The organism is Trichocoleus sp. DQ-A3, assembly GCF_039961975.1.
Taxonomy (GTDB): domain Bacteria; phylum Cyanobacteriota; class Cyanobacteriia; order Cyanobacteriales; family FACHB-T130; genus FACHB-T130.
On record NZ_JAMPKC010000009.1, the window covers coordinates 28,802 to 52,663 of the forward strand.

Sequence of the window (23,862 nt, forward strand, 5' to 3'; positions counted from 1 at the left end):
GTAATCCTAGGCAGTGGCGCAAAGCTCCTCAGCAGTTATGGCTCAAATACTCGATCCCCTTCCTTCTGGTAACAGCGATCGCATTCTGTGCTGCTACGTTAATGCTACAAGCCACATTCAAATTGCTCGGATCTCTAACATTCCGAACTGGTACTTTGAGCGTGTTGTCTTTCCAGGACAACGCTTAGTGTTTGAAGCAATGCCCGAAGCGAATCTGGAAATTCATACAGGGATGATGGCAAGTGCCATCCTCTCAGATACCATTCCCTGCGATCGCTTGTGTATCAGTGAAGGCAATGATTCTGAGTCAAATACAATCGACCTACACGATCAAGAAAACAACGATAATACCCGAAAGCTTGAAATCCAGAAAAAGAGAAATTTAGAAACCGTAGAATCTTTAACAACCGCTTATATTGGCTAGTTTTGCTGAAAAAATTCAGTAATTTCAGGGTTGTCATAAGCGACAGCTCTTTTTTATAGGATTTTTAGCGATTAGCGATTAGCTTTTAGGGAAATTAACTGGTTAATTCTCGTATACGTAGATAGACAAATTCTTTTTTCTCAGCGATCTAGCAGTCCTATTATGATTCGTAAAAGCGAGATCCTAGGGCACCTCTTCCGAAGTCGGGGAGCTGAAGGGCTGGTATCTCTCCGCTAAAAGTAGGATTGCTATTGCACCAAGCGAACAGCTTAAGATGAAAAGTAGATGCTGCTGTAGCTGAATGTAAATAAGTAACGAGTGAATCTACCTTCTTTTCTCTGGCTCTGGAAAATTGCTGCATGGTCGATGGGCTTGTCGATATTAGCCTACCTATTGCTGGGAGTTACTGGCAGTTGGATGTTTGCGGCTCGTCAGCAAAGAAGTTCGCAACCGCGATGGTTGCGTCTTTTTCACTACGCCACTGGCGCAATTCTCGTGGCTCTCGTCTTGCTGCTGCTCGCCATTGGGATTGTCGGCACGTTAGGTCATTATGGCAGCCTCGCTCACTCGGCGCACTGGATTGCCGGGTGGGCAGTGGTTGTATTAGTGTTGCTCTCAGCGGGAAGTGCAATTCTGATTAATCCCAACCGAGCTTGGGCGCGTTCGGTTCATATTGCAACCAATCTAGTGCTATTCGTAGGATTAGCGTGGGTTTCCCTAACCGGCTGGAGCGTGGTACAAAAGTATTTACCCTAGATTTAACCTTACTAGGATGGTCACAGACTAAAGTCTATGCTGTTTAGATAACCATCTTTCTTCGCAAAGCCTGTGAGCATGGATGGGGAACCCCCGCCGCTACAGTGCTTTTTCACGGAGCAGGCTGGAAATCCGTCGGTGGGGTGAGTGGCACTAACCGAAAATTCGTGAAAATACACAAAGTTATTTCCTTAAGCGAACAGCTTAGGGTTTTTGACTCGACTAAGATGAATTAAAGTAAGCCTTTACCGCTGAGCGATGCGCGATCAAATAGTCCCAGGCGTGATTTTCGTAGTAGCTCTTGCTATTTTTTTAGGCGGTATCGTGGGCGTGCGCTTCCCCCTCGGTAGTGAGAGTGCGGGGCAAGTAGTTCCTGCGGGTAGTCAAACGACAACACCATCGCCCTCTCCTACACCGACCACTACGGTTAGCCCAGTTCCAACCGTAACCCCTACGGCAACAACCCCTCCAGTAACGCAACAGCAACAACAACAACAACCTGCAACCCGCAGCAATCCTTATACCCCATCGCAGGTAGACCTACCACCCGAAGAAGATCCGGTGCCAGCGTTGTGGTAATCGGCTTTTAGAAATTGCAAAGGAATACAACGTGCCATGGAGTCGCTACACGAGGTTCGTGTAAGCGATCGCATTCCTCTCGCCATAAAGTCGTATCGTCGCCTACAGTAAGACAAGCGCGAACCGACAGGTCGGCGCTTCACTATCGCCAAGGTTAATACTTATAGAAATATGGGCGGCTTTAATCTCGCGTTCTGCAAGAAAATCAGCCGCTTATGCCTGCAACTTTAATAACGACAAACCTTTTTATAAGACTTTTAAAGTTAATTTTTTATTCTACGATTAGAGTTAAATAGCTTACAACCTATTCTTAACCAAAATCTAATTTTAATTAGTTAGAATTATTTCTATTTGTTTGTTGGCAAAAATTATGCGGCGACGCCATTTTTTTTGGTATTCCCTAATATTAATCACAAGCTGTACCGCAGCAAGTAACCCTAATGATAGAGATTCGCCTTCAAATGCCAGAAATTTCCCTGAAAAGCTCCGATTTACAGTAACCGAGATTCCGAGCCTTGAAGAGTTGCAGCGTAATTATGGGGGATTGCGGACGGCACTAGAGGAGGTACTGGAAACGAAACTTGAGTTTGTTCCCGTTGAAACATACATCGCCGCCGCCGCCGCCTTACAGTCAGATCAGCTGGATCTTGTTCTCACAGGCCCCTCGGAATATGTAATCATGCGTGCTAGGACAAATGCGGTTCCTGTCATCGGCATCACTCGACCAAACTACCATGCAGCTATCTGTGTCTCTGCTAACAGCAAGATCGAGTCAGTAGCACAGTTAAAAGGTAAAAAAATTGCCATGTGGCAGTTAGGCTCAACCAGCGGTTATCTGGGTCCCACCAAGTTTTTGATTGATGCTGGATTAGATCCTAAATCTGACCTAAAAATCCTCATGTTAGGAAGTCAGGGACTACCCGCCTTGAAAAAAGGTGAGGTTGATGCTTGGGGAGGGTCTACTGTTAAGTATGAGAAATTCCTCCAAGATGAAGGCTTATCTGAGAGTGAGTTACCGCTAATCGTGAAAGGGCCGCTTCTCCCCAAGGACTTATTTGTTGCCAGTAGTAAGCTCGATCCTGAATTCGTTAAAGAGATGAGAGATCGCGCAATTAAAAATCAGGACAAACTAATTCAAAGTCTTTTATCCGTCGAGGAAGGTAAGTACAAAGGCTCTCAGATAGTTCCGGCGAATGATGCTGATTACAATATGATTCGCGAGGTCTATAAAGCTATTGGACAAGGTAGTTTTGTTCAATAGCTTTAATCGCTTGATTCGACTATTTTTGGATATTTTTCTTGTTTTTTTAAACCTCTAGACTTTCCTCAATGGATCTCAAAAGACATGGGGTTGCAGATAAGCCTAACTTAGATAACCAAGGGAACACCTTGAAATTTTCTACAACCTGGGTAAGACGCTTCATTCCGCGCTTGAGTATAGCCAAAAAAATTGGTTACGGTTATTCCTTGGCTATCGGCATAGCGGTTTTAGGAACAACGATTGGTCTAATTAGCGGAGACTATTACGAAAAGAAGGCTCAAAAGCAGCTAATAATTGCCGAGAAGCAGCAAAATCTCCTCAGTAACTTAGAAAATGCTGTTGGTGAACTGCGAGCGCACCCACAGCGGCTGGTTATTGTACTAGGAGAACCAATTTGGTTTGACTACGAAACTGCTAAGTTTTTTACAAGTGTTAGTCGGAGCCAGACAATATTATCAGAATTCCACTCTTTTATAGACAGCTACCCCGATAATTTAGCAACAAAGCCTACAGATTTAAAGAATTTATTGAATGGTTATGAAACCAATACCGAATCCTACACTCAGTTAATTAAGTTTCTCTGGCGGCAGATTGATCCAGCTAACTTGAAAACAGAAGAAATTTCGGTAGCGCAGCAAAAGTTCTTGAATTCTATCACAAGCAAAACAGCGACTAATATCATTGTTAGTTTCGACCGATTAGCAGAGAGTTTAACTAGGCTGAAAGAGACAGCAGAATCTCAACAGATAGAAGCAAAAAACAAGCTTGGGCAAGCTGAGACACTAAGGCTGCAAATTATTGTTGGGAGTATGCTGCTGTCAGTGGCGATCGCGGTGGCGTTGGCGATTATTACGGCTCGTGCGATCGCTCGTCCCCTCGAAGCAGTCACTCAAGTTGCCAGAGCCATCACTCAAGAATCTAATTTTGACCTCCGCAGTCCAGTTACCACTGAGGATGAAGTGGGGTCATTAGCAACCTCTCTAAATTGCCTAGTGCAGTGGGTAGGAGAATATACCCACGAACTAGAGTTAGCTCGTCAGACACTAGAGGAGCGAGTAGAACAACGAACCGAGGAATTGACACAAGCGCTTCAAGAACTCCAACAAACCCAATCTCAACTCATTCAAACTGAAAAAATGTCCAGTTTGGGAGAGCTAGTTGCAGGTATCGCTCATGAAATTAATAACCCCATCAATTTCATCTACGGTAATCTGGAACACGCTAACGTTTATACGCAAGAACTGCTTAATTTAGTACATCTGTATCGGCAGCAGTACCCTCACCCTACCCCTCTTCTTCAACACGAGATTGAAGCAATTGACGTGGACTTCCTTACGGAAGATTTTACCAAAATCCTGTCTTCTATGAAGATGGGCACTGAACGTATTCGGCAAATTGTTTTGTCTTTGCGAAACTTCTCCCGGCTAGATGAATCTGAGATGAAACCAGTCGATATCCATGAAGGGATAGAAAACACGTTGTTGATTCTTAATCACCGCCTTAAGCGGGGAATTGAGGTAATCAAAGAGTATGAAGATTTGCCTCTCGTTGAGTGTTACCCAGCTCAACTCAACCAGGTATTTATGAATATTATCAGTAATGCAATTGATGCTTTGGAAGAGACCAAGAGCAAAAATGAGAGACAGGAAGAAGCGGAAGCAATAAACAAGGGATTTCCCATCCAAAATAAAAAAATAATAACCGAAAAATCACAGATTCTGATTCACACGGAACGGTTCAAGTCTAACTATATTCGGGTAAGAATTCGAGATAATGGTTTTGGAATTCCTTTGGAAATTAGAGACAAGCTGTTTAATCCCTTCTTCACAACGAAGCCGGTAGGTAAAGGCACTGGCTTAGGACTCTCCATCTGCTACCAAATCGTTGAAAAGCACAAGGGGAAAATCGAGGTAATTTCGGAGTTTGGACAAGGAACAGAGTTTGCGATCGCATTGCCGATAAAAACTCACAACTAGCGTTAGCTCTTAAAAGAACTGCTATAGCAATCCGATTTGAGTTGTGAGATGCCAGCGAAAGCGAGATCCTAGGGCAACTCTTCCGAAGTCCGGGATCTCGGTTTCGCTTTGAAGAGCGCATCCCTTTGCTAAGGCTACAAAAAAGGAGGCAGAAGTTTATCTGTTGCAGACAAACAACAAAATAGTATATCGCTTCACGCGCAAACCCCGTCCTCTCTATCGTTGCCTCGCAGATGGATGTTAAATTGTTTAAGATCCTCTGCAAAGACTTTCACAGCTTGCCCCCAAAGAGCGGCTGCTGTCTTGAAAGCAAAGTTTTTTCTAAATAACTTTAGCAGGAGTCCTACGACCCACCCTCCCCCATTGAGATAGAGCAAAGATGAATCGTGCCTTTTCACCCCTCCAACAGTTTCTAATCACTTGGCTGCTCGTTCTGACAAGCGGTTGGGTGACGATTTTGGCTCTGAGATATGTGGGTGAGTTGATTAGCATTTTGCTCACAGCCGGACTGATTGCCTTTTTTCTTAACTATGCTGTTGCCGTTTTGCAAACTTTCTTGCCCCGGAGTGTGGCAGCAATCCTAGTTTATTTAATAGCAGGCTTAACTCTGGTACTCATTGGTCTGACTGTAGTACCGCCAGTGTTTAATCAGGGGCGGCAATTGGTGACAAATCTACCTTCGCTCCTAGAGTCTGGACAACAGCAATTAGCCGCCTTCCAAGCTTGGAGTGCCGAACACAATTTACCGTTTGACGTGCGAATTTTGGCTTCTGAGTTGTTGGCACGAGTACAAGCGCAAGCCCAAGCGATCGCGACCAGAGGCTTTGGCTTAGTATTAGGCACTTTTAACTGGTTTTTTGACTTAATTCTAATTCTCGTTATTTCTTTTTATATGCTCATTGATGGTGAGCGAGTTTGGCGGGGACTGACGAGTATTTTCTCATCCAAAATTAAAGATGGTTTGACAGAATCATTGCAACGAAATTTGCAGCGATTTGTGTCGGGTCAGGTGTTATTGGGTGTGTTTATGGCAACGACTCTTTCCCTCGCATTTTGGGCATTGCACGTGCCATTCTTCCTAGTATTTGCGGTTTTTATTGGGTTGATGGAAATCATTCCCTTTATCGGAGCAACTTTAGGAATTGCCACGGTTGTGATTGTGGTAGCGTTTATCAATTGGTTTCAGGCGCTGCAAGTCTTAGCCATAGCGATCGCACTTCAGCAGATAAAAGATAATTTGGTCGCACCCCGAATTATGGGCAATTTGACAGGTCTATCGCCAGTGATTATCTTTGTCTCTCTCCTACTCGGAGCGAAATTGGGGGGATTGTTAGGAGTGATTCTAGCAATTCCCCTAACAGGTGTCGGGAAAAGTCTTGCAGAAATTGTCCTCGATCCCATGCTGCCACCTCAAACCGGATCGTTTTTTCACAACCCCTTTGCGAAGGAAGTCGTTATCACCACAGAGGAGCAAAGGGGAATTCCTAGCAATTAGCAATTCCTTAAATTTCCTTAACCCAAGATTGAATGCGGCTGAGCGCTGTTTCTAACGCAGATACTATCTCAGTCGTTCCTGCAAGTTGGTAGTGGGAGGCGAGTTCCTCCAGCTTTTGGGCATTGCTTCGCATCCCCTCTACTCCGACGTTGGCACTCGCACCTTTGATGTGATGAGCTTCTTTTGCAAGACTATCAAAGTCATTGATAGCGATCGCTCTTTTCACCGATTCTAGATGAGCCTGAACTTCCGTGAAGAACATTTGCAACAGTTCCAACTCAAACTCCCTGCTGCCCTCAGAAAGTTGATGCAGATGTTCCCAATCCACTAAATCTTGTAAAGACGAGAATCTCGTTTCTACATCTTCCCGTGTGGCAATACCGCCACTGCTGGCATTTGCACCCTGAAAAATGACTTTCGTCCAATGGTCGATTAGCAATGCTAACTGTTCCCTTGATACTGGCTTACTCAAATAGTCATCCATCCCAGCATCAAGACAGCGTTTGCGGTCTTCTTTCATCGCGTTAGCGGTTAGAGCAATGACAGTGGTACGGCGCGAACCTCCTCCTTGTCGCCGCCGAATCTCTCGCGTTGCTTCATAACCGTCGAGAATCGGCATCTGACAGTCCATCAGAACTAAGTCATAGGGAATTTTTTCCAATAACTCTACGACTTCCTTCCCATTCGCAGCGACATCGGCTTCATAACCCAAAGTGTTTAGCTGCTTGAGGGCAACTTTTTGATTAATCAGATTGTCCTCAGCTAGCAAAATTCGCAATTTGCTTTGGGGAATTGGAATTCGGGAAGGTTGGGGTGAAAAATTCTTCTCCTCTACTTCTTTGCCTACCTCTTTGCCTCTGTCCCGCTGTTCCTCTTGCTTCCCCAAGATGGAGACAATGGTATCCAATAAGCGAGATGGCTTGACTGGCTTAATCAAATGGGCAGCAAATCCTGCCTTCGTCGCCCGTTGTGCCTCCCCTCGCTGATCGGCAGAAGTGAGCATAATCAAGGGTAAATTAGCCAGCATGGGATTTCCTTTGATTTGCTCGCCCAAAGTAATGCCATCAACGTTGGGCATTTGCATATCAATCACCGCCACATCATAGGGAATTCCCCACTCCAGAGCTTCTTGCAAAACTCTCATGGCGGCGGCAGCACCATCCGCCTCATCTACTTGCATTCCCCAGTGCGCCGCCTGAGAGCGAACCACTTTGCGGTTCGTGGCATTGTCATCAACTACTAGCAGACGCCGTCCCGCTAGATTGGTAGAAGTTTGGATGGGTGGTGTTATCCGTTCCGCTTGCTTTTTGAAAGGCACTGTAAACCAAAACTTGCTTCCCTTCCCTGGTTGGCTCTCAAAGCCAATTTCTCCTCCCATTAAGGTGACGAGCTGTTTGCAGATGACCAGTCCCAAGCCGGTGCCGCTATACTGGCGCGTGGCAGAGGAGTCTACCTGGGAAAAGGGTTGAAACAATTGGCTCATATTTTCTGGGGTGATGCCAATGCCCGTATCGGTGACAGAGAAGCGAATCGTTACCACGTCCTCTGATTCGCCCTTCCCAAGAGAATTGGGGGAGGTGTCTGATTGTAGTTCTGCCCTGACCACAATTTCACCAGCGTTGGTGAACTTAATGCCATTGCCAATCAGATTGGTAAGAATTTGCCGCAGACGACCGACATCGCCTTGGAGGTGGGTAGGAACGTTGCGATAGACCAAGGCAGCAATTTCCAGATCCTTGGCATGAGCTTGGGGAGCTAATAAATCTAAGACTTCTTCTACACAAGTAGATAAGTCAAAGTCTAAAACTTCCAGATCCATCTCTCCAGCCTCTAGTTTGGATAAGTCCAAAATCTCGTTAATCAGGCACAGCAGGGCATCTCCACTAATGCGAATCGTTTCAACAAAATCCTTTTGCTCTGTAGTCAGGGGGGTGTCTAAAAGCAGCCCAGTCATCCCCAAAACGGCATTCATGGGGGTACGGATTTCGTGGCTCATGTTTGCCAAAAAGGCGCTTTTGGCTTGAGAAGCTGACTCAGCTTGGTGACGGGCGATCTCTAGTTCCTGGCGCTGGAGGGTTTCTTCTTCTAGGAGTTGGGATTGAGCCAGGGCAATGCCGACTTGGTCTGCGAGTTGTTGCAGCAGTTCGACTTCAAAGCTAGACCACTGTCGGGGCGAGGTGCATTGGTGGGCAATCAGCAGTCCCCAAAGTTCGTTTTTCTGCAAGATCGGGATAACTAATTTTGCCTTGACTGCCAAATGCTGCAAAAATTCCCGATGACACGGTGAAATCTCAGCATTTTCTACGTCAGCCACAATCCTGATCTTTCCGTGGCAGTAGTCCTCATGGTAAGCTTCGGGGAAGATTTCCGCACTGAAAGTTTGCCCTAATAAGGCGGGCAGACCAGAAACGACATTTTCGGTGACGATGGTACCCGTTTTATCGGCTGCCAGACGATAAATCACTACGCGATCGCACGCGAGAGATTTTCTGACTTCGGTGACGGTGGTTTGAAGAATTTCTTCGAGTTGTAAGGACTGGCGAATTTTTAGGGTAATTTCGGAAAATAATTGCGATCGCAAGTTCTGCCGCTTTAATTCCTCTTGTGCCTGCTTACGCTCGATCCACAGGGCAATCCTGTCCGCTGCAAATTCCAGCGACTGGAGAACAGATTCATTGAGGGGTTGACGAGCAAATATTGCCATCACTCCCATCACAGAGCCTTCAATAATCAGGGGATATCCAGCGAAGGCGACCATTCCTTCCCGCACCGCCCATTCTCTATCCAGAATTTGAGGATCGTCTACGACAGAATTGGTCAGGTAGGGTTGGCGCGTTTGGGCGATTTTGGCGATTTTCAGGGTGCCGATCGGAACGCGGCGATATAAGCCCTCAACCTGCGCGTACATCCCAGCACTGGCTTGCAGTTCCAGCATCCTCTCCTCCCGGTTGAGCGTCCAGATCCGCCCAAATGCTGCGTCCAAATACTTCACCATTGCCTCGGTGCAGCGCTGCAAAATGCTTTGCAGGGTGTCGCTTTGAGTGAGGGCAGAATCCACCTCGGCGCGGAAGTGAGCGAGACGGGCTTGCAGCGCTAATGCTTCTTGTGTCCTTTTGTGGTTGGTAATGTCCCGCGTCACTTTAGAGAATCCGCGCAGGTTTCCAGCGTCATCATATAAGGCGGTTACGACAGCGTGCGCCCAAAACCGCGAACCATCCTTCCGCACGCGCCAGCCTTCGGCAACGCTATTCCCTTGAGCGATCGCGATTTCTAGTTCGCTTTGCGCGATCGCTTGTTGATTTTCTCCTGGCTCATAAAAACAAGAAAAATGTTGACCGATGATTTCCTCCGCTCGATATCCCTTAATCCTTTCTGCTCCCGCATTCCAGCTCACAATATATCCCTTGGGGTCGAGCATATAAATTGCATAATCTTTTACCCCTTCTACGACTAAGCGGAAGCATTCTTCGCTTTTTCGCAGATCCTCCTGTGCCTGCTTGCGACTGGTAATATCTTCGGAAATTCTTAATAAATACTGTGAGTTTCCTTGGGCATCTAAAATTGGTAATTTTTTAGTATGTAATATTCTTAAACCTTTATCTTTTGTCTGTATGCGCTCTTCTGGGATATCTAAAATTTTTCCGGTTGCCAGCACTTCGCGATCGGTGGCGGTGAAAAAATCTGCTTCTTCTTTGGTAAACAAGTCATAGTCATTCTTTCCCAGCAACTTTTCGGGGTTACGACCAATTAATTTTTGACCCGCTTTATTGAAACGCACAAAATTAAGTGCTTGAGCATCCTTGACAAAAATAATGTGGGGAATATTTTCGACAATTGAGTTCAGAAATGTCTGGGTATTCCGCATTTCTTCTTCATGACGCTTGCGCTCGGTAATGTCATGAGCGACTGCGTAAATCGCTTGCTGTTCGGACAAGGGCGTTGCTTTCCACAACAGCCATCGATAAGAGCCGTCTTTGCAGCGGTAGCGATTTTCAAAAGAAATTGTATCTATACCTGTAGAAAGTTGTTGCACTTGGGCAATCGTTGCTTCCCGGTCGTCTGGATGCACAAATTCGATAAACGGTTGGCTTTGCAGTTCCTCATTGGTGAAGCCGAGAGTCTTTGACCATGATGGATTTAGACGTTTAAAATAGCCATCCATCCCGGCAATACACAGCATATCTAGAGACAAGGTAAAGAATTGAAGCTGTTCTTCTTGTGCCTTGTCACGCTGTTTTATCGCCTGTGCCAATTCACGATTATTCCGTCGCAACTCCAGTTGCGTCATCACCTCCCGGCTGAGTGCTTGCAGCGCCACCCGCTGTTGGGGACTCAAATCTCGCGGTACGGAGTCAATTACACACAAAGTTCCCAGTGCCAAGCCTTCTGGCGTTAACAAAGTAGCACCCGCGTAAAACCGGATATTCGGATCGGAAGTCACGAGGGGATTATTGGCAAACCGCTCGTCAGTGGATGCATCGCGGATAACAAATAGGTCGGTTTGCAGGAGAGCATGGGCGCAAAAAGCAATGTCACGAGGAGTTTCCTGAGCCGTGATGCCAACTTTTGATTTAAACCACTGCCGATCCGTATCAACTAAGCTGACGAGGGCAATTGGTGTACCGCAGATGTGTGCAGCCAAAAGCGTCAGATCGTCAAATGCCTGTTCTGCGGCGGTATCAAGGATTTCATACTGCTGTAGCGCTTGAATCCGTTCTGGTTCGTTTTCGGGTAAAGGTGCTTTCATCTACGTTTTTGAAGGGTAGCATTCTAATTTTTACAGGTGTATTCAAAGCAATGCATATTTGTAAAGTTATTCAAATCGAGGGCGATCGCTATATCTCCTGCCTCGTTATGGCTTCCCTAAGAGCGATCGCCCAAATTTTCTGTTAACATCCACAAAAATGCCGATTGCAAGAAACTGCTGGAACGTTCCAGATTGCCTGCTAATGTAAGTAATTATACAGACAATAAATTTCCGCTCATTTAGGCAAGAGTGAAATCATTCATCATTTCTATGACCAAGCAAGAATACCTAAAAATTCTATTAGTTGAAGATAGCCTTGTGAGTCAGACGGTTGTATTTAAACAGTTAAAGAAGTTAGGGTATGAAGCAAATGTTGCTGCTAATGGTCAAGAAGCATTATGGATGAGATCCCAAGGAAAATATGACCTAATCCTCCTCGATTGCCAGATGCCGATACTAGACGGTTATGAAACTGCACAAAGAATTCGTCAATTAGAAGGTGATGCGCGACAGACAATCTTGATTGCAATGACTGCCAACGGCATGAAAGCAAATCGGGATCGCTGTCTAAAGGTCGGCATGGATGATTATCTACTTAAGCCGGTTCGTGAGGAAGAGTTGGCAGCTAAATTAGAAAATTGGATTGAAGTTATTATTAAAAATAAGCAGGCAATCGCATCCTCATCTGCCTCCTCATCTATAGATTTAACAAGTAAAATTATTCCCGTTGACTCCAGTGCCAACCCGGACGAGTCAAGCATCAATGACTGGGTGGATTTAAATCGCTTAGACGATATAACCTTGGGGGATTTGAAATTGCGAAACGAAATTCTACAAGCCTTTTTAGAAGATACAAAAGTAAACTTATCATCGATAAAATCAGCAACTTTTTCTAAAAATTTTGAAGCGATTGAACATAAAGCCCATCAAATTCGGGGTGCTAGTGCGAATGTTGGCGTCAACAAATTAAAAAAATTAGCCGACCGATTAGAACTTCAGAGCCAACAAAAAAACTTTAAGGAAGTGACTCAATTGGTAATTCAAATAGAAAATCATTTCCAAAAGATTCAATCTTTTTTGTTTGAGATAATTGACTGGGAGAGGGTGGAGGGTGAAACTCCAGTCCTTCTTCACGCCAATCGGTCTGGAGGGACGCAGGTTGGTTCCACGTCAAAAATTTTAATTATTGATGACGATCCTAGCGTTCGGTTAGTCGTCAAAAACTCACTCCAACTTCTAGGTCATGAAGTCATAGTAGCGGCTAATGGTGAAGAGGGATTAAGGAAAGCAAAGCAGCTACACCCTCATCTAATTATTTGTGATTGGATGATGCCAGTCATCAATGGGCTGGAAGTGTGCCGTCAGGTTAAATCCGATCCAGAATTATCTTTGGCATTTTTTATTTTGCTGACGATTCGTGGGGATGTAAAAGACCGGGTGGAGGGTTTAGATACTGGCGCTGATGAGTATCTCCCAAAACCAATTGATATGAGTGAATTACGGGCGCGGGTGGGCGCGGGATTGCGATTGCAGCGGTTAACGCAAGAATTGAGCGAAGCGAATCAGGCACTGCGACAAGCGAATCAGCAATTGACTGCCCGTAATGAATTGCTAGAATCTTTGTCGCTGACCGATCAGTTAACAGGTTTATTAAATCGGCGGGCAATGGATCAGGCATTGCCTCATATGCTGCGGCAAGTCGGCAACCGCGATGCGAATACTCGCTACCGTTATTTGTGTGTATTTCTGATTGATGTGGATCATTTTAAGCGGGTGAACGATACGTATGGTCACACAGTGGGGGATTGTGTGCTGCAAGCGATCGCCGGACGACTACAGTCCAATGCACGCCCTAGCAGTCTGTTGTATCGCTATGGCGGTGAAGAGTTTGTCTGCATCACCCTGGGGCTGAATCTGCACAATGGTTTAGAGTATGGTGAAAGTTTGCGCTCTTGCATCGCTGAATGCCCTTTCAAGATTTCTAACGATCTGCTGCTACCCATTACGATTAGTATTGGTGGTGCGATCGCTAGTGCTGTTAATTTAGTTGATTCTCAAGATTTATTACATCAAGCAGATCGAGCGCTTTACAGAGCTAAGCATGAAGGTAGAAATTGCCTACGAATGTTTTCCTCGTGGGAAAATATTGTTGAGATGGGTCACGCTTAAATTAGTTTGGAGTTGCTAATCCTCTCAACGATGCGATCGGAGCGTTACAGTAATGCTTGCACTTCAGTATTTACCGTTGAGCTTTATTAATAGAAAGTTTTTAATTTAGGATAGTGAAAATAACAAATGCAACTATTTTTAAATTAAAACTATATAAACCAATGATTATATTTTATTTGATTTAATTATCAACATTTTTAGAAGATTTTACTTAAAATTACAATTATAAAACTCATAAAACAATGAAATTTAATTTCTGATTCTCGATTGCTTGTCAGTGGCTGTACAGGAAACAAAAAGTCAATAGCAGTGATTCCGAGCCTAGCAGAAGGATGCCCAAAAGTTTAGATTTGCCGCCAGTCATCAGAGTAAAATTAAGATGGTTTAAGAGCCTGACAAGAGAACTTCAGACAAGCGAGGAGTGCTAGTTGCAAGACCGCTGCGCTTACCCCGCATCCGCTTGGCGATGCTGTGAGGAGGGAGGAAATGAAAAATTTCAAACCAGGAAGCGTAGGAGCGATAACCGCAGGCCCCTTTAGTGACTTTCAGGGTGTGGTAGTTAAGTTGCAGCCTGGAGAAAAGATTGTTGTTGAAGTCGAAATATTGGGTCGCAAAGCAGAAATCACCCTAAATCAAGAGCAATTCGAGCTACTGGGTGAAGACCCCCGTCCGCGTTTCCGGGACGAGATTGAAAAAGATATCGACCAGATGCTTCAGGAGGAATTTGATAATTGGTGGCTGAAGCAGTTGGATCGACCAGAGGATGATTTAGTTGCCGAGTGGTCTGCTTTCCAAGCATTTCGTCAAGAATTTGAAGCGAAAGTTGCTGTAGAACGACAGACTTTGCTCAATGCTTTTGAAGCATCTTTTACCGCGATCTCAGAACATGGCGTTTCATGGGCAAAACAACGCTGGGAAACAGAAACAGAACGCTGGACGCCAAACGCCTATCGGCACGAAGAATTCTACAAAGCAGCGCGTCAGCAAATTAAAGAATGCCCTGATGATTCAGGTCATTGGACGGATATCTGGCGACATCTGTGGCAAGCGGCAAATGAACGTTCCTGGAAAGCGGAATATATGGCATGGCGTCAGGAAAATCTGCCAGATGCTGCCACGATCGAGCAGATGCGCCTGGACGCCCGACAAAAAGCGCAAGTGTTGGTGGAAAGAGTGCGATCGCTGGTACAACAAACCCACGGCTTGACCTTACCCGACCATGTTTTTGCATTCTGGGCTTTCTGGCTCAGCTTAACTCCGATTGAGCGGCAAGAAATGCACTGGATTGCAACACCTTGCGGTTTGTTTGATTTATTCAGTGAAGAAGGTTTGCAGCGAAAACCCATACCAGAACTTGACCATCGCTTACATTACCGCTATTACCGCGATCCGCCGGAGTTTCTCACTTTGCTGTACGGGGGCGGCGATGGTCTGCATTTTGGTCTTTGGTACGATGACCCCAGAGAACTGCCCACGGGTGTGATGTATTACTGGAACAACGATGGCATTCCCGTCTGTGATGACGGTTGTCAAACATTGCTCCAACAGGTTCGCTTCCAAATCGAAAAAGCGGTCTCTCATCTGGAATATGACCGCTATGACAACGATTCTCGGCATCGACGAGTTAGACTCTCAGCACTCCGCGATGCGGTGATGGCGTTTGAAACCGCGGAACGCCCTGAAATGGGAAGTCTGTACGAGAAAGCCTACAAACAACAGCGGCTGGGTGCCAGGATTGCGACTGAGGATGGTGCGGGGGTGGCAATTCCCGGCTTCAGCGCCGAAACTTTCCCTCAGCGCGATCTTGAAGTAATCAGAACGGCTATCTTAGGGGATGCCCCCATTGTCCAAGACTGGATTGCGGCAGCACTAGAAGCTTGTGCCGAGGGTCAACCGGCTGAGGCGCTGGCATTCGGTCGGGACTTGCACTGGCTTTCCGGCGGGAATCCAGAACGAGAAGCGGCTGCTGCCAAACTGCTGGATGCTGCCTACCGCGCACTCGGTCGAGATGCTTTGGCTGCGATCGCATTGGTCCATTTTCAAAAGCGATCGCTCCAGTCAGTGAATATTTATTAGCGATAAAGTTATAGCTACCAGAAATAGTCAGCGATCGCGCATTACGAAGCACGAATTTCTTGCCGTATTGGGTAAAGAACTTTTAAACAATACTCTTGCGTTGATGTCATTTAAAGCCCTTAATTTTAGCCCTCAATGACACCTGTAATCAAAGATACTGGGCGCTCATTGTGATAAAACAGGAAAATAATCATGTTGAATAAATTCAAGCTGGGTACCAAATTCACCTTACTTCTATCGCTAGTTTTTATCTTTGGGATTGTTGTTAGTGGGATTGCTTTGTCTAAGGCACTTCAGCACAGAGCCGAAAATGAAATTATCTCTAAAGGTGTAGTTCTCATGGAGACAATGAACTCACTGAGAGACTATACAAATACTCAGATTAGTCCTCTCTTAGCGCAGAGTGCAGAAGCTCAACCAGAATTTATTCCTGAAACAATTCCTAGCTTTTCTGTAAGAGAAGTTTTTGAAGGTTTACGCCAGAAAGGAGAATATAAAGATTTATTCTACAAAGATGCTACTCTGAATCCTACAAATTTGCTAGATAAAACAGATAACTTTGAAGACAAAATTGTAAACCGCTTTCGCAACGAACCAGAAACGAAAGAAATCTCAGGTTTTCGCTCTTTATTTGGCAAGCAAGTATTTTATAAAGCTTTACCGATTGCGATTGAACAAGAGAGTTGTCTCCGCTGCCATTCGACTCCAGCCGCAGCGCCGAAGAATTTGATAAAAACCTATGGCAGTAAAAACGGTTTTGGTTGGCAATTAAATGAAATTATTGGTGCTCAAGTCATCTATGTCCCCGCCGAGCAAGTTTTTGAGAGAGCCAACCGTTCTTTTTTCCTAATTATCGGAATTTTTCTCGGCATTTTTACTTTTGCCGTGCTTATAATTAATTACTTATTAAAACGAACTGTTGTTCAGCCAGTTAAACTCATGGCTAAGCTGGCTCAAAAAATTACTGCTGGTACAACTTCCGATAAAGTTGAGGAATTCGATTTAGAAAGTTTAAAAGATGTTGCCCGTCGTGCCGATGAATTGGGACAGATGGGGCGGGTTTTCGAGAGCATGGCGCGTGAAATTTACGCCCGCGAACAACGCCTGAAACAACAGTTACAGGAACTCCGGATCGAGATTGATGAAGCCAAAGCAGCGCGTCAGGTAGCTGAAATTACAGAGTCGGACTATTTTCAGGAATTGCAGAAAAAGGCTAAACATCTAAGGAAAAGATCCAAAGAATCCGATACATAAATTTCCTATCTTGTGTAGCAGCTTAGCATTTAGTCTTTACTCAGCTAAAATTTACACTTTTTCCGATGACTATTTACTTTTACAGTACCCGCGAAAAATATAGTTGTTTCTCTAATTTTTCGCCTCACGGCTTTGAATTAGATGGGTTTTATTGGCCTACCAGCGAACATTATTTTCAAGCGCAAAAGTTTGTTGGAACGCCTCACGCTGACCAAATTCGCCAGGTAAAGACACCGAAGGATGCGGCGAGAATGGGACGAGAGCGATCGCGTCCCCTGCGTCCCGATTGGGAACAGGTAAAAGATGACATTATGCGAAAAGCCGTGCTACGCAAATTTGAAACTCATGCCGACATTCGTGAAGAATTACTTTCTACCGGCGATGAGTTAATTGTTGAAAATGCACCTGGTGATTATTATTGGGGTTGCGGTGCTGATGGTAGTGGCAAGAATATGTTGGGGCAAATTTTAGTAGAAGTGCGAGAGATACTACGCCTTAGCAACCAGCCATAACAGAAAGAATCGGCTCAAGCTAGAGCAGAGCAATTAGCAGAGAGATTGCACTCAATGGGGATTAATCCAGATGAGGTGTGAGTAGGCGATCGCCTATGCCGTATGCACCCAAAAAGTTTGTGGCTCTGATGACCGCTCACTCTAACGACTAGATGTCTTTATAGGACATTATCTAGCTGTATTGAGAGCAGGAATCAGAGCCACAGTTTAGTTTTATCAGAAGTGCAAGCAGTCTAGGAAACTAGCACTTTATCCCTTAGCGGTTGCCACGCACGGGCACTCGGCTGAGGTAGTCAATGTCAAACGCAGAGACCCGTTGTGGGTAGTTGCGCTTGGTACTGAGCGACGCCGCAACCTCGCGGAACCGGCGGGGATCGCCTTCGGGAAGTTGCCGTTCTTGGTTCTTGCGGCTGTAGAACTTCTCCACAGTGAAGCGCCAATCGGTCTTGACTGTGCCAGCACTTTCGCGGAAGTCTTCGCCATAGCGAGGCGTCACCAGGTTAAAAGGACGCTGTTCCATCCGCTTGCGCTGGTAGGGTACGGTGAAATCCCCAAAGTTGTCGGTATATTCTTCGCTGTTCACCAAGGCATCAACAAAACCGCTGAAGCCCAAAGTGGCAATTTTAATCGACCAAGCGATTTCTTCGGCTTTGTTGTAAGGCTCCCGACCTAAAAAACGCTTGAGACAAATGTTTACAAGGCGATAGTTGTTATTGACCGAGACAACCACACGGTAAAATGCCTCTGACTTCGCCAGACCAGCAATAAATTCCCTTACTGTAATCGTCGCATTTTTCAGCTGAGATTCTAGGGTAATCTGACGGTTGAATCTGAGGATTTCATGCTCGCTGAAGACTTGGCGATAAGCCGCCCAAATCAGCTGCTCCATTTCTATCGGTGAATTGGCATCTTCCACGCGATAGATGTATGGGGTATCTTCGTTAAGATCCGCTTTTCCAAAGCTCTTAACTCGTTGGTTTTGGGTGGTTGGTTTGTATTCAAGTAATGGCAGTGCCATTTAAAAATCTCCCTTATAAAGTGGTTGAGACTTCCTATTTTCCAGCATCGGGGTATCCTCTGGTCGATGGAATCCCCGTGCTACCGGAGAGGAAAACTTACTTGCGAGTTAATCGAGACTCGTGTCTCTTGCGCTGTATTATCCCGTGTCATGTCGGGAATTTTGATGTTAGCCGTGTTAACGGTAACAGTATTGGTGACAGCTTTCGGGTTGATTGCCCGTGCCATATCCAAGAAGTTTTGCACATTGCCCCATTTGTAGCGTGCACTTTCTTCCTTATCGCGCCAGTAATCGGCGTAGCTAGGCGTCACCAAGTTAAAGGGTCGATCTTTGTAGCGACGACGCTGATAAGGCACCGTACTGTCGCCAAAGTTAGACTGATACTCCTCACTATCGACTAGGGCATCAATGAAGCCGCTCAGTCCCTTAGTGGCAATCTTAATTGACCAGGCGATTTCTTCGTCTTTGTTGTAGGGTGCCCTGCCCAAGATCCGTTTGAGGCAAACTTCGACGACTCGATAGTTGGAGTTTTTCTCAACAACCAAGCGGTAAAATCCCTCAGTCTTCGCCAAACCTCGGATGAAGTCGCGCACAGTAATGGCGCGGTTCTTCACTTGAGATTCTAGGTCAACTTGACGAAAAGAATTGAGGATTTCGTGTTCGCTGAAAACCTGACGGTAGGCTGCCCAGATTAATTCTTCAAGGTCGCTATTGTCAATGCAGTTTTCAAGGCGATAACTCCGGGGAGTATCTTCGTTCGGCACTTCGTAACCCGATACTCGCTGGTTCTGCGAACTGGGTTTGTATGAAAGCAAAGGGATTGACATAGGTAAATTGTTAGTTCCTATCTTGTTGGATTGCTAATTGCCATGAACCATGAACAATTAGCCATTAGCCTTTAGGCTTTGGGCGTTGGATAAAGGTAGCGGTAAGGAAGGGCTACGTCGGTGCGACCTACAGCAGGTTGCAAGTTGGCAGCTTTGCTCCTCGTGTCGGGAATCTCCATGTTTTTAATTTGAGAGAGTACCCGATCTCTGGTGCGCTGGTAGTTGACTTCGCTAGGGGCAATACTCCGAGCCATTTCCAAGAAGTTGTTTGGAATTGCTTGACGAACCGAGGTTTTACCCGCGGCGTTTTGACCCCCCACTTGGAAGTAACTCCGAGTATCTAGACCCATCATGCGACCGCGCCAGTAATCACTGTACCGGGGGTTGACCAAGTTAAAGGGTCGCTCGTTAAACCGGCGGCGCTGATAAGGTACAATCTCATCGCCGAAGTTCTGGCGGTATTCTTCGCTATCAACAACGGCATCGATAAAGCCATGCAATCCCTTGGAAGCAATTACAATTGACCAAGCAATTTGCTCGTCTTTGCCATAGGTAGCGCGTCCCAGAAACCGCTTGAAAGTGATGTCAACTAAGCGGTAGTTGGAGTTCGTGTCTGCCACCAACTGCCGATAAACATCGGACTTGCCCAATCCTCGAATAAACTCGCGCACGGATATGGCTCGATTCCGCAGTTGAGATTCTAGAAAAGGTTGGCGGTAGCTTTCTAAAATTAAATGTTCGCTGATGATTTGCCGGTAGGCAGCCCAGATCAAGTCATTAATTGCCGTGTCTGAGGTTGCATCTGTCAATCGATAAATCTGTGCGTCGTCCTCATCAGGTACTTCGTACCCTTCTACACGCTGATTCTGCGTGGTTGGTGTAATTTCAAGAAGTGGAATTGGCATATTTTTTGTTGTTAGTTGTTAGTTGTTAGCTGTTAGTGATGAGTCCATGAATAAAAGACGAATGGGCCTTTGCTAAGGACTCATCACTAATGACTGGTGAGCCAGCTGAACTCTGGCACGAACTGCTGGGTCATTATCTAAAGCCATTTCCGCTAATCGCTTTTGGATGGACGGGCGGACTTCCAACTGAGTGGAGAGTGCTTGCAAGCCGACGACAGCGGCGTAGCGAATCGCCCAGTCCAGGTCTTGAGAAATGAGCAGCAGGGTTTCCAATGCCCTAGGGATCGCGCTTTGAATCTGTTGGGCATTCAACGTGTTCCACCGGAGGTTTCCCAGCCCTTTCGCAGCAGCGCGGCGAACGCTGGGCGCGAAGTCGGTGACTGCTGCCTCTACTAAGATGTCTAAAGCGCGGGGGTCGGCGATTCCGGCTAGGGCACGAATCGCATAAGCCCTGGCACCGTAGTCATAGGCGTCCAGTTTTTCCAGCAAGGGTTGTACGGCGATTTCCCCTAACTGAATCAGCCCTTCTACTGCTGCTACTGCCGCTCCTGGGTTGTTATAACCTAAGACGGCGATCAGGGTAGGAATCCCAACTTCTAGACGGGCGGCAGCTAAGGCTCGGACTGACGCCACCAAACGTCCGGGGGAATCTGCCTGTTCAATGGCACGAATCAGTTCTTGGGGCGAATCAGTCATTAGTCCATCATCGGCGCTCGGTGGTCAATGGCGAATTGCGAATTGTCAATTGCCATTTGTTAAGTAGCTGAGCATAAATAAACGAAGCAGTAGGGTGGGCACTGCCACCCGTGCCGTGCAATGGGTGGGCAGTGCCCACCCTACCTATAGGCTACGTGCTGTTTAAGTTATGTCTAGCTACTTACTGATTGCTAGTTGTTAATTGCCATTTGCTACTTGCGATTAGCCATTAGAAAACGACAATTGACTATAACAAAGCATCCATCAGGGTCATCACCCTGATGGCGTCAGCAGATAGCGAATTCGGTTCATCTGGGTGTAAAGACGCGATCGCTCGCGCCTGTACGTGTTCCAGCAGCCCTTTGAGGGCAATGAGTTTGAAGCTATTTTCGGTGGCAGCACTGGCGATCGCTTCCGCTGCTGGCAGATAACCAATCGCACCCAAGTCTGATAATACGATGCGGCGCAGTTGCAGATCGCTGCCTTCCAATGCTTGAACCAAGCGTTCCCCATAAACGGAATCTTCCGTTAACTGGTACATTGCCCGCGCTGCTGCATATTGCACCCGCGCGACAGGATGCTCCAGAAACGGTTGAATCTGAGCAGTTGCTTCCACCGCTTGAAGTGCTCCTAAGGCTTCCAGCACTGCTTCATAGGGTTGTGTCAGATGAGGTCGCCCTGGTACTGGCAGAGCGGCTACCACACCCCCTTCTAGCAGTTGCATCAGTTCCGGAATGCAGGTGCGATCGCCTAGCATTCCCAAAGACTGAGCTGCGGCTTCTCGAACATAGAAGTCGGAGCAGCGCAAACAACGAATCAGCCCTGGAACGGCTCGGCGATCGCTTAGTTTCCCTAGCGCTCGTGCGGCATTGCGACGGAGGGGGTATCCACCTAGCTCTGTCCGATCCGATTCATCCTCCAAAGCTGTAATCAGAGCTTCTACAGCAGCAGACTCGCGCACGCGGAATTTACCCAGCCACCAGGCAGCATAGTAGCGGAGACTTAAATCTTCATGGCGGAGATTGGCAATTGCCTGCTCCACCGTTAGCGGTTCGCTACCCGGTGAATTTCCGGACGGTGAGTCTGATTCAGAATATCGATCGGGATTAGGCGATCGCATCGTAGGAGTGCAATGACTTGGCTTTTACGAACATGGCTGAATGGGCTTTCTGGGTAAGCTGAATCGGCTTAGCGCTTGCCTTCAGCGTCATGATTTTGATGGGCTGTTGTCGCTTGGCTTTTAGCTTCGCTGTCTCCATCCAGAGTTAAAGGCTGAATGTTGACGATTCTGCCACCCATGCGGTTAATCCGCTGCATTTCTTCATTCATGCGGCTGTAGGGCACTGTGATATAGAAACTGCCACTACGGCGAATGGGATAGCTGAGTTTGTCAGATTCGTAAGTCTGACGTAAACCTTCGACTTCGTAGCGAAATACCCGATTGGCAGCGTCACCCAAAGTACCGCTCCCAAGTGCAGTTTGTCCAAACATCGTTGAAATAGCTCCTGTAATTGGGTTGAAAACAGTTGAGGGGATGATGACATGAAACTTGATAGTTGGTGTCATCACCATTGTCAAAAAAGACTCATTCAAAAAAGACTAAGTGCGATGACACTTAGAATCTGCTCACCTTAAGCGGGTGTAACGCTGACAATTTTGCCGCCCTGTTTCGTAATTTGCTGTAGTTTTTGGGACAGCTGCTCGTAGGGCACTAGGAAGGCGTTGCTACTGCGACGGACTTTCGGGTAGCCTGGGCTGAGAATTCCAGACACTTCAATGCGATAAACCCGTCCGCTTTGTTCCTTAGTACCGCCGAGGGCTTTTCTGGGGGCTGCGTCTTGAGGAATCGCTGCCGATCTCCAGGACGAAGAACTGCCAGAGGGTTGGAAAATTGTAGAAGCCTCATTTCGGCTCAATTCGCCCATCAGTCGGGGAGTTTTTCCTCCAACTTGGGAGCGATCGCTATTCGCATAACCCCGATACAGGCGGAACATACGAGTAAAGCCGGTCGTTCTCACTCCCGGCTCTACCATAAATCCACGATAATAAGGGACAACGTTGTTTCCGAAGTTGGCTTCATACTCAACGCTGTCGATGTAGGAATCGATTTCTGCGTCGTACCCCTGTTCCTCATAGATATTGAGGTGGGAGTTTATCTCATCCTCTGCGTAAGGTGCCCGCCCTAGCAAATGCTTGTAGTTGAGTTCGATCAAGCGGGTATTGGAATTGCGAAAGAAAAACTTGTTTTTGTATAGATCTGACTTAGCGATCGCGCGGACAAAATCTCTTACCGTTATATTTCCTTGCCGAAGCTGCGATTCAGCATAGGTTAGGCGTTCCGACTTCATGATGTAATCGTTGCCTAGTACCTGACGGTAAACCGCGCGGATTACCGCTTGCAGATCGTCCTCTGTCCAGTCAGGCCGCAGTTCCACCCGTGTTTCATCAAATGCAGAAAGACCTAGGCGGCCTGCTGCTGCTAAATTCGACGCCACTAAACCGGCCATTCTTGCTCTCCCAACGCAACAACTTTTTAAGATTTTTATACTCAAATTGAGAAAAACAATGCCCGGAAAAATTAGCAACTGCTAGCAAGCACGCCAACACTCGCTGATTCTTCCGGGCACCGCACCTGAATACTAGCTCAGGGCGTTAATGGCGTAGTCGATGTAGGTGTTGGCTTCGTTAGCAGCTTGACCAGTCAGACCATGATTGGCCTTGATGTTCTTGAGGGCTTCTACGTACCAGCTGTTGGACAGCTCGAATGTGCGGTTGATTTCATCCAAACCGGCAATCAGGTACTCGTCCATTGGACCTGTACCACCAGCAACTAGACAGTAGGTAACCATCCGCAGATAGTGACCGATGTCACGGGCACACTTGGATTTACCACGAGAGTCAGAAGCATACTGAGGCCCCTGCATCTGGGTGGTGTATGGGAACTTTTGGTACACGGCTTGAGCAGCACCATCAATCAGTTGCTGAGCCTTTTGGGTCAATGCACGGGCAGCTTCCATGCTGGCAGCGGCACGCTCAAAGCGACCGTTAACAGCAGTCAGTTCGGTGTTGCCTAAGAAACGACCTTGGGTATCGGCTGCGCCGATGGCTTCAGTAATCGGGGTCTTCATTGTTGAGGTATCTCCCTAAAAGTGTTTGCAAAGTTTTCG

At 46.5% G+C, this 23,862-nt stretch carries 19 protein-coding genes; 10 read left to right on the top strand and 9 right to left on the bottom strand.

Features of this window, described 5'->3' with window-relative positions:
* Positions 1–37 precede the first annotated feature (37 nt).
* From NDI44_RS15230 to NDI44_RS15255, 6 genes are all read left to right on the top strand, one after another.
* Entirely contained in the window at positions 38–424 is a 387-nt protein-coding gene (locus tag NDI44_RS15230) for a DUF1830 domain-containing protein (protein ID WP_190411780.1), read from the top strand.
* Between the two features lie 318 nt (positions 425–742).
* Positions 743–1,180: a DUF4079 family protein gene (locus NDI44_RS15235; RefSeq protein WP_190411781.1), complete on the top strand. Its 438-nt coding sequence runs from the start codon at positions 743–745 to the stop codon at positions 1,178–1,180.
* 258 nt (positions 1,181–1,438) lie between these two features.
* Positions 1,439–1,759, top strand: a complete 321-nt coding sequence (locus NDI44_RS15240; RefSeq protein ID WP_190411782.1) for a hypothetical protein — start codon at positions 1,439–1,441, stop codon at positions 1,757–1,759.
* A 523-nt stretch (positions 1,760–2,282) separates the two neighbouring features.
* Positions 2,283–3,020, top strand: coding sequence for a PhnD/SsuA/transferrin family substrate-binding protein (locus tag NDI44_RS15245; RefSeq protein ID WP_242037018.1), 738 nt, complete (start codon positions 2,283–2,285; stop codon positions 3,018–3,020).
* A 68-nt stretch (positions 3,021–3,088) separates the two neighbouring features.
* Entirely contained in the window at positions 3,089–4,996 is a 1,908-nt protein-coding gene (locus NDI44_RS15250; protein WP_190411784.1) for an ATP-binding protein, read from the top strand.
* 379 nt (positions 4,997–5,375) lie between these two features.
* The gene (locus tag NDI44_RS15255) at positions 5,376–6,491 is read left to right on the top strand and encodes an AI-2E family transporter (protein ID WP_190411785.1); all 1,116 of its coding nucleotides are present in this window, start codon (positions 5,376–5,378) and stop codon (positions 6,489–6,491) included.
* A gap of 7 nt (positions 6,492–6,498) precedes the next feature.
* On the opposite strand, the gene NDI44_RS15260 is transcribed toward NDI44_RS15255, so the two are convergent.
* The gene (locus NDI44_RS15260; protein WP_190411786.1) at positions 6,499–11,238 is read right to left on the bottom strand and encodes a PAS domain S-box protein; all 4,740 of its coding nucleotides are present in this window, start codon (positions 11,236–11,238) and stop codon (positions 6,499–6,501) included.
* Between the two features lie 270 nt (positions 11,239–11,508).
* On the opposite strand from NDI44_RS15260, the gene NDI44_RS15265 reads away from it, so the two are divergent.
* The 4 genes from NDI44_RS15265 to NDI44_RS15280 all read left to right on the top strand — a co-directional run bounded on the left by NDI44_RS15265 (position 11,509) and on the right by NDI44_RS15280 (position 17,249).
* Positions 11,509–13,407, top strand: coding sequence for a response regulator (locus NDI44_RS15265; protein WP_190411787.1), 1,899 nt, complete (start codon positions 11,509–11,511; stop codon positions 13,405–13,407).
* Between the two features lie 486 nt (positions 13,408–13,893).
* Positions 13,894–15,483 carry an ADP-ribosylation family protein gene (locus tag NDI44_RS15270; protein WP_190411788.1) on the top strand — a complete coding sequence of 530 codons (1,590 nt, stop codon included), beginning with the start codon at positions 13,894–13,896 and terminating at the stop codon, positions 15,481–15,483.
* A gap of 192 nt (positions 15,484–15,675) precedes the next feature.
* A complete protein-coding gene (locus NDI44_RS15275) occupies positions 15,676–16,737 on the top strand; it encodes a DUF3365 domain-containing protein (protein WP_190411789.1) in 1,062 nt (353 codons plus the stop codon).
* Positions 16,738–16,802: 65 nt separating this feature from the next.
* Positions 16,803–17,249, top strand: a complete 447-nt coding sequence (locus tag NDI44_RS15280; RefSeq protein ID WP_190411790.1) for an NADAR family protein — start codon at positions 16,803–16,805, stop codon at positions 17,247–17,249.
* Between the two features lie 256 nt (positions 17,250–17,505).
* Here the strand turns inward: NDI44_RS15280 and NDI44_RS15285 are convergent, their stop codons facing one another.
* The 8 genes from NDI44_RS15285 to cpcA form a co-directional block, all read right to left on the bottom strand.
* Entirely contained in the window at positions 17,506–18,267 is a 762-nt protein-coding gene (locus NDI44_RS15285; RefSeq protein WP_190411791.1) for a phycobilisome rod-core linker polypeptide, read from the bottom strand.
* An 80-nt stretch (positions 18,268–18,347) separates the two neighbouring features.
* Complete coding sequence (locus NDI44_RS15290) at positions 18,348–19,094, bottom strand: phycobilisome rod-core linker polypeptide (protein ID WP_190411792.1); 747 nt, start codon at positions 19,092–19,094, stop codon at positions 18,348–18,350.
* 71 nt (positions 19,095–19,165) lie between these two features.
* Positions 19,166–19,999 (bottom strand): phycobilisome rod-core linker polypeptide, encoded by an 834-nt coding sequence (locus NDI44_RS15295; protein WP_190411793.1) that lies wholly within the window; start codon positions 19,997–19,999, stop codon positions 19,166–19,168.
* Between the two features lie 72 nt (positions 20,000–20,071).
* Positions 20,072–20,695, bottom strand: coding sequence for a HEAT repeat domain-containing protein (locus NDI44_RS15300; RefSeq protein ID WP_190411794.1), 624 nt, complete (start codon positions 20,693–20,695; stop codon positions 20,072–20,074).
* A gap of 247 nt (positions 20,696–20,942) precedes the next feature.
* Positions 20,943–21,815: a HEAT repeat domain-containing protein gene (locus NDI44_RS15305; protein WP_190411795.1), complete on the bottom strand. Its 873-nt coding sequence runs from the start codon at positions 21,813–21,815 to the stop codon at positions 20,943–20,945.
* Positions 21,816–21,883: 68 nt separating this feature from the next.
* Positions 21,884–22,261: a phycobilisome linker polypeptide gene (locus NDI44_RS15310; protein WP_242037019.1), complete on the bottom strand. Its 378-nt coding sequence runs from the start codon at positions 22,259–22,261 to the stop codon at positions 21,884–21,886.
* A 65-nt stretch (positions 22,262–22,326) separates the two neighbouring features.
* Positions 22,327–23,202 carry a phycobilisome linker polypeptide gene (locus NDI44_RS15315; protein WP_190411796.1) on the bottom strand — a complete coding sequence of 292 codons (876 nt, stop codon included), beginning with the start codon at positions 23,200–23,202 and terminating at the stop codon, positions 22,327–22,329.
* A 132-nt stretch (positions 23,203–23,334) separates the two neighbouring features.
* Entirely contained in the window at positions 23,335–23,823 is a 489-nt protein-coding gene (gene cpcA / locus NDI44_RS15320) for a phycocyanin subunit alpha (RefSeq protein WP_190411797.1), read from the bottom strand.
* Positions 23,824–23,862: the final 39 nt, after the last annotated feature.

What these genes read in the sequence shown, in the direction of transcription:
- NDI44_RS15230 (WP_190411780.1), top strand. Translation starts at nt 38, where the DNA reads ATGGCTCAAATACTCGATCCCCTTCCTTCTGGTAACAGCGATCGCATT.
- NDI44_RS15240 (WP_190411782.1), top strand. Translation starts at nt 1,439, where the DNA reads ATGCGCGATCAAATAGTCCCAGGCGTGATTTTCGTAGTAGCTCTTGCT.
- NDI44_RS15250 (WP_190411784.1), top strand. Translation starts at nt 3,089, where the DNA reads ATGGATCTCAAAAGACATGGGGTTGCAGATAAGCCTAACTTAGATAAC.
- NDI44_RS15255 (WP_190411785.1), top strand. Translation starts at nt 5,376, where the DNA reads ATGAATCGTGCCTTTTCACCCCTCCAACAGTTTCTAATCACTTGGCTG.
- NDI44_RS15260 (WP_190411786.1), bottom strand. Translation starts at nt 11,238, where the DNA reads ATGAAAGCACCTTTACCCGAAAACGAACCAGAACGGATTCAAGCGCTA.
- NDI44_RS15265 (WP_190411787.1), top strand. Translation starts at nt 11,509, where the DNA reads ATGACCAAGCAAGAATACCTAAAAATTCTATTAGTTGAAGATAGCCTT.
- NDI44_RS15270 (WP_190411788.1), top strand. Translation starts at nt 13,894, where the DNA reads ATGAAAAATTTCAAACCAGGAAGCGTAGGAGCGATAACCGCAGGCCCC.
- NDI44_RS15275 (WP_190411789.1), top strand. Translation starts at nt 15,676, where the DNA reads ATGTTGAATAAATTCAAGCTGGGTACCAAATTCACCTTACTTCTATCG.
- NDI44_RS15280 (WP_190411790.1), top strand. Translation starts at nt 16,803, where the DNA reads ATGACTATTTACTTTTACAGTACCCGCGAAAAATATAGTTGTTTCTCT.
- NDI44_RS15285 (WP_190411791.1), bottom strand. Translation starts at nt 18,267, where the DNA reads ATGGCACTGCCATTACTTGAATACAAACCAACCACCCAAAACCAACGA.
- NDI44_RS15290 (WP_190411792.1), bottom strand. Translation starts at nt 19,094, where the DNA reads ATGTCAATCCCTTTGCTTTCATACAAACCCAGTTCGCAGAACCAGCGA.
- NDI44_RS15295 (WP_190411793.1), bottom strand. Translation starts at nt 19,999, where the DNA reads ATGCCAATTCCACTTCTTGAAATTACACCAACCACGCAGAATCAGCGT.
- NDI44_RS15300 (WP_190411794.1), bottom strand. Translation starts at nt 20,695, where the DNA reads ATGACTGATTCGCCCCAAGAACTGATTCGTGCCATTGAACAGGCAGAT.
- NDI44_RS15305 (WP_190411795.1), bottom strand. Translation starts at nt 21,815, where the DNA reads ATGCGATCGCCTAATCCCGATCGATATTCTGAATCAGACTCACCGTCC.
- NDI44_RS15310 (WP_242037019.1), bottom strand. Translation starts at nt 22,261, where the DNA reads ATGACACCAACTATCAAGTTTCATGTCATCATCCCCTCAACTGTTTTC.
- NDI44_RS15315 (WP_190411796.1), bottom strand. Translation starts at nt 23,202, where the DNA reads ATGGCCGGTTTAGTGGCGTCGAATTTAGCAGCAGCAGGCCGCCTAGGT.
- cpcA (WP_190411797.1), bottom strand. Translation starts at nt 23,823, where the DNA reads ATGAAGACCCCGATTACTGAAGCCATCGGCGCAGCCGATACCCAAGGT.